Origin of the sequence: Actinoplanes ianthinogenes (assembly GCF_018324205.1) — a bacterium.
Classification (GTDB): domain Bacteria; phylum Actinomycetota; class Actinomycetes; order Mycobacteriales; family Micromonosporaceae; genus Actinoplanes; species Actinoplanes ianthinogenes.
In genome coordinates, this window is sequence record NZ_AP023356.1 from 7,095,471 (window position 1) to 7,107,956 (window position 12,486).

Here is a 12,486-nt window from a genome sequence, read left to right on the forward strand (position 1 = left end):
GCGCCGCAACCAGGGCATGACGTGACCAGGCAGCGCGGCCCGCGGCCGGGAATACTGGGTGCATGATTCTGGACCGGCGTGCCGAGCTGGGCGAGTTCCTCCGCTCCCGGCGGGCCCGGCTCAACCCGGACGAGCTGGGCCTGCCCGGCGGCGGCCGGCGCCGGGTGCCCGGGCTGCGGCGCGAGGAGCTGGCCCTGCTGGCCGGCGTCAGCGTCGACCACTACGTGCGGCTGGAGCAGGGCCGGACCCTGCACTTCTCCGAGTCGGTGCTGGACGCGGTGGCCCGGGCGCTGCGCCTGGACCCGGTCGAGCGGGACCATCTGTACCGGCTGGCCCGGCCGTTCACGCCCGCCGAAGCCGGGCGCGAGCAGCGGGTGCGACCCGGGCTGCTTCGCCTGCTGCGCTCCGTCGGCGACGTCCCGGCGTACGTGATCGGTCGCGACGCCGACGTCCTGGCCTGGAACGATCTGGCCGCCGCCCTGCTCACCGACTTCGGCGCGCTGGCGCCGGAGCAGCGCAACATGGCCCGCCTGGTCCTGCTCGACGAGGGCATCCGCCGGCTTTACGCGGACTGGCCGGCCAAGGTCCGGGACGTGGCCGGATTCCTGCGGCTGGACGGCGCGCGCCACCCGGCCGACCCACGCAGCCGGGCGCTGATCGAGGAGCTGCGGGCCGGCAGCCCGGAGTTCCGCGCGGCCTGGGCCGAGCACGGTCTCAAGGAGAAGACCCACGGGACTTATGTGTATCTGCACCCGGTCGTCGGCCGCCTGACCCTCGGTTTCGAGGCCCTGCGCCTGCCCGACAATCCGGACCAGGCCCTGGTCGCCCACACCGTCGAGGAGGGCTCCCCGTCCGAGACCGCCCTGCGCCTGCTGGCGACCTGGAGTTACGCCACGAAGTAGCCGTTCTCCAGGTAGTACGCCGCGCCGTCCTGGCGGGCGCGGACCGCGGCGGTGATCCGCCGGGCGAGGGTCTCCGGGAGCACGCCGGACGCCTCCTGCGGCGTGCACCAGGCCCAGCTGCGCAACTCGGCGGCGGGCAGCCGGATCCGGGCGGTCTGCTCAGGCGTGAGCAGCCCGCCGTCGTAGATCATCATCAGTCCCTCGGTGCGCTCCGGCACCGGCGCCACCCAGTCGGTGACCAGCAGCCGGCCCACCCGGACCAGCACGCCGAGCTCCTCCCGCAGCTCCCGGTTCACCGCCGCGTACGGCGACTCGCCGGCCTCCACCGAGCCGCCGGGAATCTCCCAGTACGGCACGTAGGTCGGCTCGACCAGCAGCACCCGTCCGAACTGGTCGGAGAGCAGGGCGCCGGCGCCCATCCGTTTGCGCGCCAACGTCGCGGTGTAGTCGCTCGCGGTCACCGCGTCAGGCTAGCGGTGACCGCGCCGCAGTGGGGGTCGGCGATGTTTCTGTTTCCCGGCCGGTTGCCTACGCTTCGCCGGCGTCGCCCGGGACGTCGTCGCCCGGGGTGTCGTCGCCGGGGACGTCGTCGCCCGGCGCGTCGTCGCCGGGGACCTCGTCGCTCGGGGCGTCGTCGCCGGGCAGCTCGGCGTCGGCCGGGTCCTGCGGGTCGGTGCCGGCCGTCAGCTCGTCCAGATCGCCGACCCCGTCGCCGTCGCTGTCCTCGTCGGCGTCGAGCACCCCGTCGCCGTCGGTGTCGTCGCTCTCCGGGTCGTCGTCGAGCAGGAACTCCTGGGCGTTGGTGAGCCCGTCGCCGTCCAGGTCCTCCTCGCCGTCGGTGACGTCGTTGTCGTCCGAGTCGGCCTCCTGCGGGTCGTACCCGAGCTGGTACTCCTGCACGTTGCTGAGCCCGTCCTCGTCCGGGTCCTCGTCACCGTCGGGGATGTCGTTGTCGTCGCTGTCCTGCGCCCGCGGGCTGTAGCCGAGCTCGAACTCCTGGCCGTTGGTCAGAGCGTCGTCGTCCGGGTCGGCGTCCGCGTCGTCCCTCTTCGGGTTCAGGCGGTTGTCCACCTCCCACCCGTCGTCCATCCCGTCCCGGTCGGTGTCCGCGCTGCGCGGGTTGGTCCCGGCCTTGAACTCGGCCTTGTTGTTCAGCCCGTCCCGGTCCTTGTCCGCGCGCGCGTCGTTCTTCTTCGGGTTCAGGCCGTTCGCCTTCTCCCACTTGTCCGGCATCCCGTCCCGGTCGGCGTCCTTGGTCGCGGCGGCGGCCGGCTTGGCACTCTGCGCGTGAGCCGCCATCGCGGCGCCGGACATCGACAGCATGGTCACGGTGGCAGCGGCGGCGGCGATCGCGACGGAGACGGAACGGCGGTAGTTCACGGTGGGGGCCTCTCGTGACGCTTACGGGGAGTCACCACCGTAGGGCCGCGCGTGACCCCGTGGCGGTTTCGGACCCGACCCGCCCCGGACTCGCTCCCGTCCGGCAACCAGGTCCCGCTTCCCGCATTGCCCGCCACTGTTTCGGTACGCCCGGAGCCCCGCGCTCGCCGCACCCGGCGGCCGCCCGTCCCGTGGCGGCCGCCGGACCCGCTCAGGACAGGGTCTTGGCGAAGTGCTCCAGGGACTCGTCGACCAGCGGTGCCAGGTCGACGCCGGTGAAGCAGTGATCCGCGCCGGGGATGACGCGCAGGGTCGCCGGGGCGCCCAGCGCGACCAGCCGGTCGTGCAGTTCCTCGCTCTGGGCCGCGGGCACGATCCGGTCGTCGGCGCCGTGCATCAGCAGGATCGGGGGTGTGTCGCCGGAGACGTAGGTGACCGGGGAGGCGGCCACCGCCTCGGTCGGGTGGGTCGGCACCGGGCCGCCGATCAGCAGGCTCTCCGGCGAATCCGCGGCGTCGTGGTCGTGCGGGCCCTCCGGATGGTTCTGCGCGGCCATGGTCGGCAGGTTGCTCGGGCCGTACCAGACGACCGCCGACTGGACCGCGTCGGAGACGCCCCGTATCCCGTTGCGCCCGGCCAGCGCCGGATCCGGATCGTCGCCGGTCAGGGCGATCAGCGAGGCGAGGTGGCCGCCCGCGGACTCGCCCCAGACGCCGAACCGGGCCGGGTCCAGGCCCAGCTCGGCGGCGTACTTGCGCAGCCAGCGGACGGCCGCCTTGACGTCGTGCAGCTGCGCCGGGAAGCAGGCCTCGCGGCTGAAGCGATAGGTCACCCGGGCCACCGCGAACCCGGCCGCGAGACTGCGGGTGGTGATGTTCCCGGGTGCGAGCGGCCCGTCGCTCTTGTTGCTGCCGAACAGCCAGGCGCCTCCGTGGATCCAGATGAGCAGCGGGCTGGGTCGCTCGGCGGCCACCGGCCGGAACAGGTCCAGGGTCAGCGGGCGGAAGCCGGGAACCTCGGCCACCACGGCATCCCGCCGGCTGACCCGGTCGCCCTCGGTGACGGGTGCGGGCGGTGCGTACGGCTGCGGTTCGTGCGTTTCTGCGGTCACGATCTCACCTCGTATCAGAAATGGTGCCGGGGGCGGGGGCGGACGTGGTCCGGGCACCGGAAAGATGGCCGCCGGCCTGCGGGAACGCGAGGCGTGCCGGGGACCGCCTCGCACCTGATCCGGGGCACGGGGCTGCCGGGCGTACCGTAAGCGGATCTTGATCTTGATGGCGGCTTGCTGGGCAAAACGGATATGTCCGGTTAAAACACGTCACGAGAGTGTTGCCGGGTCGTTGATCGTCAGCGTGAGTGCGACGACGCGGCTGGTGAAGGTCATGTACATCGCCGGGTGGGGCCGGAGCGGCACCACCATTGTCGACAACATTCTGAATTCGTATGACGGTGTGTTCTCGACCGGCGAGTTGTTCTATCTGTGGAGCCGGGGGCTCATCGAGGGGCGCAAATGCGGATGCGGCGTGACGTTGCCGCGCTGCGCATTGTGGGGTGACATTCTCGACGCCGCCTTCGGGGCCGAGCGGCCCGATCCGCGACGGATGTTCCGGCTCCAGCGGCAGGCGATCCGGGTGCGGCACACCCGCGCGCTGACCGCGCCGGTGGCCGGACCGGAGGCGGAGGAGTACCGGCAGGTCACCCGGCGGCTCTACGGCGCGATCGGCGAGGTCACCGGGGCTCGGCTGATCATCGATTCCTCGAAGATACCGTCGGCCGCCGCGCTGCTGCCCGGGATGGCCGGCGTGGAGCCCTATCTGCTGCACATGATCCGCGATCCACGCGCGGTCACCCATTCCTGGATGCGCACGGTCCCGCAGGTGGACCGCGGGAAACCGGCCATGATGCACCGCGAGGCGCCGGCCGCCAGCACCATGCACTGGCTGGTCCGCAACGCCCTCGCGGAACGGCTGGCCGGCGCTTACGGCGGGCGTTACCGGATGTTGCGGTACGAGGACTTCGTGGCCCGGCCGCGCGCGACGATCGAGAGCCTGCTCGATTTCGCCGGGGTGGACGCCGTCGACGGGCCGTTCACCGACGACGTCACGGTGTCGCTGGCCACCAATCACACGATCGCCGGGAACCCGGGACGGTTCCGCACCGGCGAGGTGGCGCTGCGGGCGGACGACCGGTGGCGCCAGGAGCAGGCCCCCGGGCCGCGGCTGACCGCCACCGCGCTCGCCTGGCCGCTGCTGCACCGGTACGGATACCGCGCTCGGACGAGTCTGCCCAACCGGCCGGTCCGCCCTCCCGCGCCGCGGGTACCGGAGCACTCGAAGCTCTCCTGACGGGACGCTTTGTCAGCAACCGGCAGCGGATGGCATCCCGTTGGGCGGCGCCGGCCCGATGGGGGAGTTCCCGCAACGACCTCGGCGCCGTCCCGTTCCGCCGCGCCCGGGACCGGCGCCCGCAATCCGCGCCAACGGCAAGGTTCACCGGTTGCTGGACCGCGTGGAGCCGGGGCGGCGAGGTCCGCCTGGAGCACTTGACCAGCGCCGAGCCGGCACCACGATCAGCGCGGACGGCAGTGGTCGTCTGTCCCGCTGCCGGGAGGAGCACCGCGGCCATCGCCATCGCGCCGATGCTCACATCCGGCGGTGCGGTCACCGTCCCTCTCGCCGGGGAGTCGTTGATCACGGGCTCGCCGTGTCGCCGCACCCGCTGACTAGGGTGGGTACTGATCAGTAATGTCAGGCTGGCAGCTGTGATGTCGGGCTGGCAGCTCAGCAATGTCGGGCTGGCAGCTCAATGTTGGGCTGGCAGCTCAATGTCGGGCTGGCGGCGAGGGCCGGGGGAGTGCGGATGCGGTACGTCGCGATCGGGGACAGCTTCACCGAGGGCATGGGGGACACCCAGCCGGACGGGAGCGAGCGGGGCTGGGCCGACCTGGTCGCGGCCGGGCTGGCCGCCGGGCTCGGCGAGCCGATCCAGTACGCGAACATGGCGATCCGGGGCCGGCTGCTGCGCCCGATCGTCACCGAACAACTGGACGCGGCGCTCGCCCTCGACCCGAAGCCGACGCTGCTGTCGCTCAACGGCGGCGGCAACGACATGATGCGGCCCGGCGGCGACCTGTCGACGCTGGTCGAGATGACCGAGCAGGCGATCCGGCGGTGCCTGGACAACGGGGTGCGGGTGCTGCTGCTCTCCGGCGCCGACCCGTCGTCGCGGCTGCCGCTCGGCGGTTCGATGCGGCGCAAGGGCGAGGCGCTGACCGCCGCGTGCGCGCCGTTCGCGAAGCGGTACGACCTGACGTTCGTGGACGTGTTCCACGACAAGGAGATCCAGCGGGCCGGGTACTGGTCGGCGGACCGCCTGCACCTGAACGCGAACGGGCACCGGCGGGTGGCGAGCCTGGTGCTCGACGCGCTCGGGCACCCGACGCCGGCGCACGTGATCGATCCCGGTCCGGGGGCCCGGGGCGGGTTGCTGGCGGAGGCCCGGTACTACCGCGAGCACGTGCTGCCGTGGGTGCAGCGCCGGCTGCGCGGCCAGTCCTCCGGCGACAACCGCACCGGCAAGTACACCGACTGGATCTCGGTCCCGGCGACCCAGCCGGCCTGACCCCGCCCTCCTGCCGCTTCCTCGTCCGCCGCTCCGGGGCCAGAGCGTCGGCGGGCCGTGGCTGTGGGTGCGCCGGAGAGTGGCGTCCTGCCGCTGCTCGCGGTCTGCGTGCCAAGCCATGGGGTCTCTGCTCGCGGTTGCGGCCGCCGCTTTCGGCTCGCGGTTTGTCGCGGTCTGCGTGCCAAGCCACGGGGTCCCTGCTCACGGTTGCGGCCGCCGCTTTCGGCTCGCGGTTCGTCGCGGTCTGCCTGCCAAGCCATGGGTCTCTGCTCGCGGTTGCGGCCGCCGTTTTCGGTCCGCGGTTTGTCGCGGTCTGCGTACCGAGCCACGGGGTCCCTGCTCGCGGTTGCGGCCGCCGCTCGCGGTCCGTTGGTGGGGGTCCGCTCACCGCCCCGGCTGGCGCTGAGTGTCCGAAAGCCGGATGGATAACGGCCCTGAGCGCAGCCGGAACACCGGGCTGGTGCTCAGGGCCCTATGTCGCGCCTGGATAGGGCGCTGAGCGCCAGCCGGGGTTGTCGGGCTGGCTCTGGTGGTCCTATTCGGGGGAGGGATAGGGCGCTGGGGGCCAGCCGGGGTTGTCGGGCTGGCTCTGGTGGTCCTATTCGGGGGAGGGATAGGGCGCTGGGGGCCAGCCGGGGTTGTCGGGCTGGCTCTGGTGGTCCTATTCGGGGGAGGGATAGGGCGCTGGGGGCCAGCCGGGGTTGTCGGGCTGGCTCTGGTGGTCCTATTCGGGGGAGGGATAGGGCGCTGGGGGCCAGCCGGGGCTGTCGGGCTGGCTCTGGTGGCCCTTTCCGGGGGAGGGATAGGGCGCTGGGGGCCAGCCGGGGTTGTCGGGCTGGCTTTGGTGGCCCTATCCGGGGCAGGGATAGGGCGCTGAGCGCCAGCCGGGGTTGTTCGGCTGGTACTGGTGGCCCTATCCGGGGGAGGGATAGGGCGCTGGGGGCCAGCCCGGGTTTGATCTCCGGGACCAGCGGCGGACATTGAAGGGTGCGGCGATTGTTTTGGACGCGCAGCGGCCAGATCGCCGGGCCCGGCCCGCGCGGGAGCATGCGGTCCGCACCCCGGCGTACCCGCGTATGTGAAGAATTTGATCTTGGTGTGGCGAAGGCCCGCCGCGGAGAAGGGGCGCGGCGGGCCTCGGACTGATCGGCCGTGAGGCGGATGGCCTTGGCCGCCTCGGGGATGGTGCTGGTCAGGCGAAGACGATCGTGTGGTTGTCGTGGCGGATGACTCGGTCCTCGCAGTGCCAGCGGACCGCGCGCGAGAGCACCGCCCGCTCCACGTCCGCGCCCCGGCGTTGCAGGTCGCGGACCGTGTCGGCGTGGGAGACGCGGATGACGTCCTGTTCGATGATCGGGCCCTCGTCGAGGTCCTCGGTGACGTAGTGGGCGGTCGCGCCGACCAGCTTGACGCCGCGCTGCTTGGCCTTGGCGTAGGGGCCCGCGCCGATGAACGACGGCAGGAAGCTGTGGTGGATGTTGATGATCGGGACGCCGACGCGCTCGATGAAGTCGCCGGAGAGGATCTGCATGTAGCGGGCCAGGACGATGAAGTCGACGTTGCCCTGGAGCAGGCGCAGGTGCTGGGCCTCCGCGGCGGACTTGTCCGGGCCGGCGGACGGCACGTGGAAGAACGGGACGCCGAAGAAGCGGACCTCGTCGGCGGTGTCCGGGTGGTTGGAGATGACCATCGAGACGTTCACCGGGAGCTCGCCGCGGCGGTGGCGCCAGAGCAGGTCGAGCAGGCAGTGGTCGTCCTTGGAGGCGAAGATCGCCACGCGCTTGGGCTGCGACAGGTCGCGCAGGGTGTACTCCAGCTCGAAGCCCTCGGCCAGCTTGGCCTGCAGGTCCAGCTCGACCTGCGGCAGCCGGGCCTTGAGGTGGTCCAGCGCGAAGACGGTCCGCTGGAAGAACGCCCCGCCGTGCGGGTTGTCGGAGTACTGGTCGAGCGACACGATGTTCGCGTCGTGCTTGCCGAGAACGGCGCTGATCGCGGCGACGATGCCGGTCCGATCCTTGCCGTGCACGATCAGGACGGCCTGATTGTGGGTGGGCGAGGGCTCTGTGCGGACCGCGAGTGCATCCTGGGTCAGCGTCACGTCAGGTCCTCCTTTCGTCAGAGTGAGCACCGTAGCGCGGAGAAGGGCAGTGACATGATCCGCCCTATGGGCCGCGAAAAGGCCCGGACGGTGACGTCCGGGCCCATCCAGTGCCGCGGATCACTCGGGGGGCGGGTCGGCGAGGGGCCAGCCGCCGGCCGCCAGGTGCGCCGACACCCGGACCACGTCGGCCGGGGTGGCGTCCTGCAGCATCCGGTCGCTGATCATCTCCTCGATGTCGGCGGCGGTGATCGGGCCGTCGCCCGGTTGCGTCTGCGCGGCGAGCTCCCGGGCGATCGTGCGGATCTCGTCCTCGGTCAGCTTGCGGCGCAGCAGGCCGAGCAGGACCACGTAGTCCCGGCGGGGCACGCCCTCCGGGTAACCGGCCCGGAGCCACTCCACGGCCCGCGCCAGGAAGTTCGACCGTTGCTCGCTCATGCCGCCCTCCCGGTCAGTGCTTGTCGGCGATGGCCGGGAAGACGTGCTCGAAGGTGAGCGTCTTGCCGAGCCCGCTGGCCACGATGTACGCGATCCCGAGGAGCACCCCGAGCAGGACCACGGCGAAGGCGGCGTACCCACCGGCGGTGGCGAGCGGCCGCGGTTTCGGGCCCGCGCCGCCGTAGGCGAGCGACCGGACACCGAGCGCGAAGATCGCCGGCAGCCCGGCGCCCAGGATCAGGCTGGCGAGCAGCACCTTCCAGGCGCCCTCGAAGGCCAGGGTCAGGTTGTGCATGTCGTCCTCCTCAGCGCGCCGTGCCGGCGGTCGCCCTGGGCGTGCCCGCCGGGGCGTCCCAGTCGTCGTTGACGTTGTGCTGGTCGATCGGCTCGCGGCGGGAGCGGTGGTACATGAGGGCGGCGAGGACGATCAGGATCGCGAAGATCGTCAGCGCGCCGGCGAGCCCGCCGATCAGGTCGCTGATCCACCACATGAGCGCGCCGACCAGGCCGGCCGCGGGCAGCGTGATGACCCAGGCGGAGACCATCCGGCCGGCCACCGGCCAGCGCACCTTCGCGCCCGGCTTGCCGACGCCGCTGCCCAGGATCGAGCCGGTCGCCACCTGCGTGGTGGAGAGCGCGAAGCCCAGGTGGCTGGAGGAGAGGATGACCGCGGCCGAGGCCGCCTCGGCGGCCATGCCCTGCGGCGGGGTGATCTCCACCAGGCCCCTGCCCAGGGTTCGGATGATCCGCCAGCCGCCCAGGTAGGTGCCGAGGGCGATGGCCAGCGCGCAGGAGACCTTGACCCAGAACGGGATGTTCCCGGTGTCGGTCCACTCGCCGGCCGCGATCAGGGAGAGGGTGATCACGCCCATCGTCTTCTGCGCGTCGTTGGTGCCGTGCGCGAGCGAGACCAGCGAGGCCGAGCCGATCTGGCCCCAGCGGAACCCGTTGTCGGTGAACCGCTGGGCCACCCCGACGGTGATCCGGTAGATCATCCAGGTGCCGGCCGCGGCGACCACGCAGGCGATCACCGGCGACATGACGGCGGGCAGGAGCACCTTGCCGACCACGCCGTCCAGCTTGGAGCCGTCGCCGGTCCACTTGACGCCGGCCCAGCCCAGGCCGGCCACGGCGGCGCCGATCAGCCCGCCGAACAGCGCGTGCGACGAGCTGGACGGCAGGCCGAGCAGCCAGGTGACCAGGTTCCAGACGATGCCGCCGACCAGGCCGGCCAGGATGATCAGCAGCAAACCCAGGCCCCCGTCGGCGAGCAGGGCCTCCTTCGGGGTGCCGTCGCTGTTCTGGATCTTGACCACCGCGTTGGTGACGGTGAGCGCGACCTCCACCGAGAGGAACGCGCCGACCAGGTTGAGCACGGCGGACAGGAGCACGGCCACCTTGGGACGCAGCGCGCCGGTGGCGATCGAGGTCGCCATCGCGTTGGCCGTGTCGTGGAAGCCGTTGGTGAAGTCGAAGCCGAGGGCGGTGATGACCACGAGGATGAGGACCACTGTTGTCTCGGTCACGAGATCAGCCTCTACCCCGTCGATGACGGGCTAAAAGCGAGTTCGTCCAGCGTTCAGCCAGGCTTCAGCTCTCCGCCGGCCGGGTGGCGGGCCAGGTGAGCACCTCGTCCGGGATGGACGCGTCGCGCAGCGCGCGCCGGTCGCGGCCGGGGATGGTGCAGCCCGCGCCGACCACGAGCCGGGCCACCTCGATCGCGCCGTGTGCCTGGAAGTGGGTGTTGTCGGCGACCCCGGCCGGATAGTTCGGCGACTCGCCCGCGTCCCGCCAGAGGAAGTGGTCCTTGGTGGCCTCCGGGCCGAGCTCGCCCCAGAGCGCGAAGGAGAGCGCGGTGAGGTCGATCAGCGGGGTCCCGGTCTCGGTGGCCAGGGCGCGCATGGCGTCCGGGTACTCGCCGTGCGAGAGGTAGGGCACCCCGGCGGTGGTGAACCGGCGCCGTTCGACCGGGGTGACCAGGATCGGATGGGCCCGGGCCGCGCGGGCGCCGTCGAGGTAGCGGCGCAGGTAGTCCTGGAAGGTGGTCCACGGGTCGGTTCCGCGGGCCGGGTCCTCGACCTTCTCGTCGTTGTGGCCGAAGGAGACGAGCAGGGTGTCGCCGGGGCGGAGGGCGTCCCGGATCAGGTCCAGCCGGCCCAGGTCGGCGAAGCTCTTCGAGCTGGCGCCGGAGAGGGCGGCGTTGACCACGGTGATCTCGTGGTGCAGGAAGACGGGCAGCGCCTGGCCCCAGCCGGCGCGGGGAGCGTCGGCCAGGGCGTAGGTGGCGGCGGTGGAGTCGCCGGCCACGAAGATCGTGGACCGGCGACGGGGGCGGGGAGCGGCGTGCGCCGCGGTGGTGACGCCGAGGACGCCGGCGGTCGCGCCGCCGAGGGATGCGCGCAGGAGGGTTCTCCGGTCGATCGTCATCCCCACATGGAATCAGCTCAGGTCGATGTGGGCAAGCGCTTTCCCGGTGCTGAGAGGGGGTAGCTTCCACGGCGTGACGGGACGTTTCGCGGCCAGCGGGGCGCTGCCGAGCGGACTCCTGCGGAACAGCCGGCCACCACTGCGGAACCAGACGACCGTCCCGTCGTCGCCCCGGACGAAGTTGTCCCGGCCGGCGCCGTACGTCCCGTCCGGCGCCTGCTCCAGCACGTAGTCCCGGCGGTAGAAGACCGCCCACCCGCCGGCGGTGCCGTCGGCCGCCCGGAAGAGCAGCTTCCCGGCGTCCGGGACCATGTCGAAGGAGAGCGAGACGGTCTCGCCGTCGAACCCGATCTGCTCGAAGCTGTAGGTCCCGGCATACTCGGCGAGCTTGTCGGCCGGCAGCAGCCGCGGCTTGGCGGGCAGGTTGTGCAGGCCGAGGAACCGGGTCAGCGCCCAGTCGTCGGCGAACAGCTCGGCCAGCAGCGCCGGGCCGGTCTCCGAGTTGGTCAGCACGGTGATCGCGAAGTCCCGCTCCGGCACCATCAGGAACCCGGAGTGCTGCCCGATCCAGTCGCCGCCGTGCTGCACCACCAGCGGGCCCTCCGCCGTCGGGCGCAGCATCCAGGTGATGCCGACCCCGTTCAGCTCGACGAAGAGGGTGCCGCCCGGGCCCGGGTGCGACTGCATCAGGTGCAGCGAGCGGGGGTTGAGCAGCGGCTTCCCGGTGCCCAGGTGGTAGCGCGCCCAGCGGAGCTGGTCCCGGGCGCTGGAGATCAGGCCGCCGGCCGGGGCGATGCTGCGCGGCACGGTGTACAGCTCCGGGAGGGCGGCGGGATTGCCGTCGGCGTCCGGCAGGTGCGGCAGGGCCACCCGGGCGCCGGGCAGCTGGTCCAGGAAGAACGCGCTGTGCTCCAGGCCGAGCGGATCGGTCACCAGGACGCGGACGGCATTTTCGTACGTCCGGCCGGTCGCCACCTCGATCAGCCGCCCGGCCACCGAGAGCGCCGCGTTGTTGTACCCGAACACGGTCCCCGGCGCGGTCAGCTGCGGCACCCGGGACATCTCGGTCACGTACCGCGCGAGCGCCCCGTCGTCCGGCCCGGTGTCCAGCAGGAAGTCGCCCAGCCAGCCCGCGCTGTGCTGGACCACCTGCCGGACGGTGACCCGGGCCGAGGCCGCCGGGTCGGCGGTGCGGAAATCGGGCAGATAACTGCGGACGGTCCGGTTCAGGTCGAGCTTGCCGCGCTCGACCAGCCGCATGAGCGCGGTGCCGGTGAAGGTCTTGGTGGTGGAACCGACCTGGAACACGGTGTCCGGGTCCACCGGCTGCGGGTCGGCGACGCTGGTCACGCCGTACCCGCGCAGGTAGTCCCGGCCGCGATAGCGCAGGCCGAGGGCGACGCCGGGGATGCCGTAGGCCGCCATCCCCTCCTTGATCTTGGCTTCCAGGTCGGCGAAGGCGCTGCCGAGGGCCTTCGCGGGGGCTGTGGTCAGGGTCGCGGCGCCGGTTGCGGCAGCGGCGGCGAGGACGGTACGCCGGGTAACCGATACGGACATGCGGCTCACTCTATCCACGGGTGTCACTGCCTGGTTCCGGTCCTTCACTTAGGGGTATCC

Annotated in this window: 12 protein-coding genes; 3 read left to right on the top strand and 9 right to left on the bottom strand. The window is 72.1% G+C overall.

Annotation, left to right across the window (positions count from 1 at the left end; all coding sequences use genetic code 11):
• The first annotated feature begins 62 nt into the window (after positions 1 to 62).
• Positions 63 to 902, top strand: coding sequence for a helix-turn-helix transcriptional regulator (locus tag Aiant_RS32295; RefSeq protein WP_189333587.1), 840 nt, complete (start codon positions 63 to 65; stop codon positions 900 to 902).
• On the opposite strand, the gene Aiant_RS32300 is transcribed toward Aiant_RS32295, so the two are convergent.
• The 3 genes from Aiant_RS32300 to Aiant_RS32310 form a co-directional block, all read right to left on the bottom strand.
• Positions 887 to 1,363, bottom strand: a complete 477-nt coding sequence (locus tag Aiant_RS32300) for an NUDIX domain-containing protein (protein ID WP_306415839.1) — start codon at positions 1,361 to 1,363, stop codon at positions 887 to 889. The two genes, Aiant_RS32295 and Aiant_RS32300, sit on opposite strands and share 16 nt — an antisense overlap.
• 67 nt (positions 1,364 to 1,430) lie before the next feature.
• Complete coding sequence (locus tag Aiant_RS32305; RefSeq protein WP_189333586.1) at positions 1,431 to 2,282, bottom strand: Midasin; 852 nt, start codon at positions 2,280 to 2,282, stop codon at positions 1,431 to 1,433.
• A gap of 211 nt (positions 2,283 to 2,493) precedes the next feature.
• Positions 2,494 to 3,393 carry an alpha/beta hydrolase gene (locus Aiant_RS32310; protein ID WP_189333585.1) on the bottom strand — a complete coding sequence of 300 codons (900 nt, stop codon included), beginning with the start codon at positions 3,391 to 3,393 and terminating at the stop codon, positions 2,494 to 2,496.
• A gap of 244 nt (positions 3,394 to 3,637) precedes the next feature.
• Between Aiant_RS32310 and Aiant_RS32315 the strand changes: the two genes are divergently transcribed.
• Positions 3,638 to 4,630, top strand: a complete 993-nt coding sequence (locus tag Aiant_RS32315) for a sulfotransferase (protein ID WP_189333584.1) — start codon at positions 3,638 to 3,640, stop codon at positions 4,628 to 4,630.
• Positions 4,631 to 5,144: 514 nt separating this feature from the next.
• A complete protein-coding gene (locus tag Aiant_RS32320; RefSeq protein ID WP_189333583.1) occupies positions 5,145 to 5,906 on the top strand; it encodes an SGNH/GDSL hydrolase family protein in 762 nt (253 codons plus the stop codon).
• Positions 5,907 to 7,098: 1,192 nt separating this feature from the next.
• Here Aiant_RS32320 and purU read toward each other — a convergent pair.
• The 6 genes from purU to Aiant_RS32350 form a co-directional block, all read right to left on the bottom strand.
• Positions 7,099 to 8,004, bottom strand: a complete 906-nt coding sequence (gene purU, locus Aiant_RS32325) for a formyltetrahydrofolate deformylase (protein WP_189333582.1) — start codon at positions 8,002 to 8,004, stop codon at positions 7,099 to 7,101.
• A gap of 120 nt (positions 8,005 to 8,124) precedes the next feature.
• Positions 8,125 to 8,442: a DUF3349 domain-containing protein gene (locus tag Aiant_RS32330; RefSeq protein WP_189333581.1), complete on the bottom strand. Its 318-nt coding sequence runs from the start codon at positions 8,440 to 8,442 to the stop codon at positions 8,125 to 8,127.
• A gap of 13 nt (positions 8,443 to 8,455) precedes the next feature.
• A complete protein-coding gene (locus tag Aiant_RS32335) occupies positions 8,456 to 8,737 on the bottom strand; it encodes a hypothetical protein (protein ID WP_189333580.1) in 282 nt (93 codons plus the stop codon).
• A 10-nt stretch (positions 8,738 to 8,747) separates the two neighbouring features.
• Positions 8,748 to 9,968, bottom strand: coding sequence for an inorganic phosphate transporter (locus Aiant_RS32340; protein ID WP_189333579.1), 1,221 nt, complete (start codon positions 9,966 to 9,968; stop codon positions 8,748 to 8,750).
• Between the two features lie 64 nt (positions 9,969 to 10,032).
• Positions 10,033 to 10,869, bottom strand: coding sequence for a rhamnogalacturonan acetylesterase (locus Aiant_RS32345; RefSeq protein ID WP_189333578.1), 837 nt, complete (start codon positions 10,867 to 10,869; stop codon positions 10,033 to 10,035).
• A 12-nt stretch (positions 10,870 to 10,881) separates the two neighbouring features.
• On the bottom strand, positions 10,882 to 12,426 hold the full coding sequence (locus tag Aiant_RS32350) for a serine hydrolase domain-containing protein (RefSeq protein WP_189333577.1): 1,545 nt from the start codon (positions 12,424 to 12,426) through the stop codon (positions 10,882 to 10,884).
• Positions 12,427 to 12,486 lie beyond the last annotated feature (60 nt).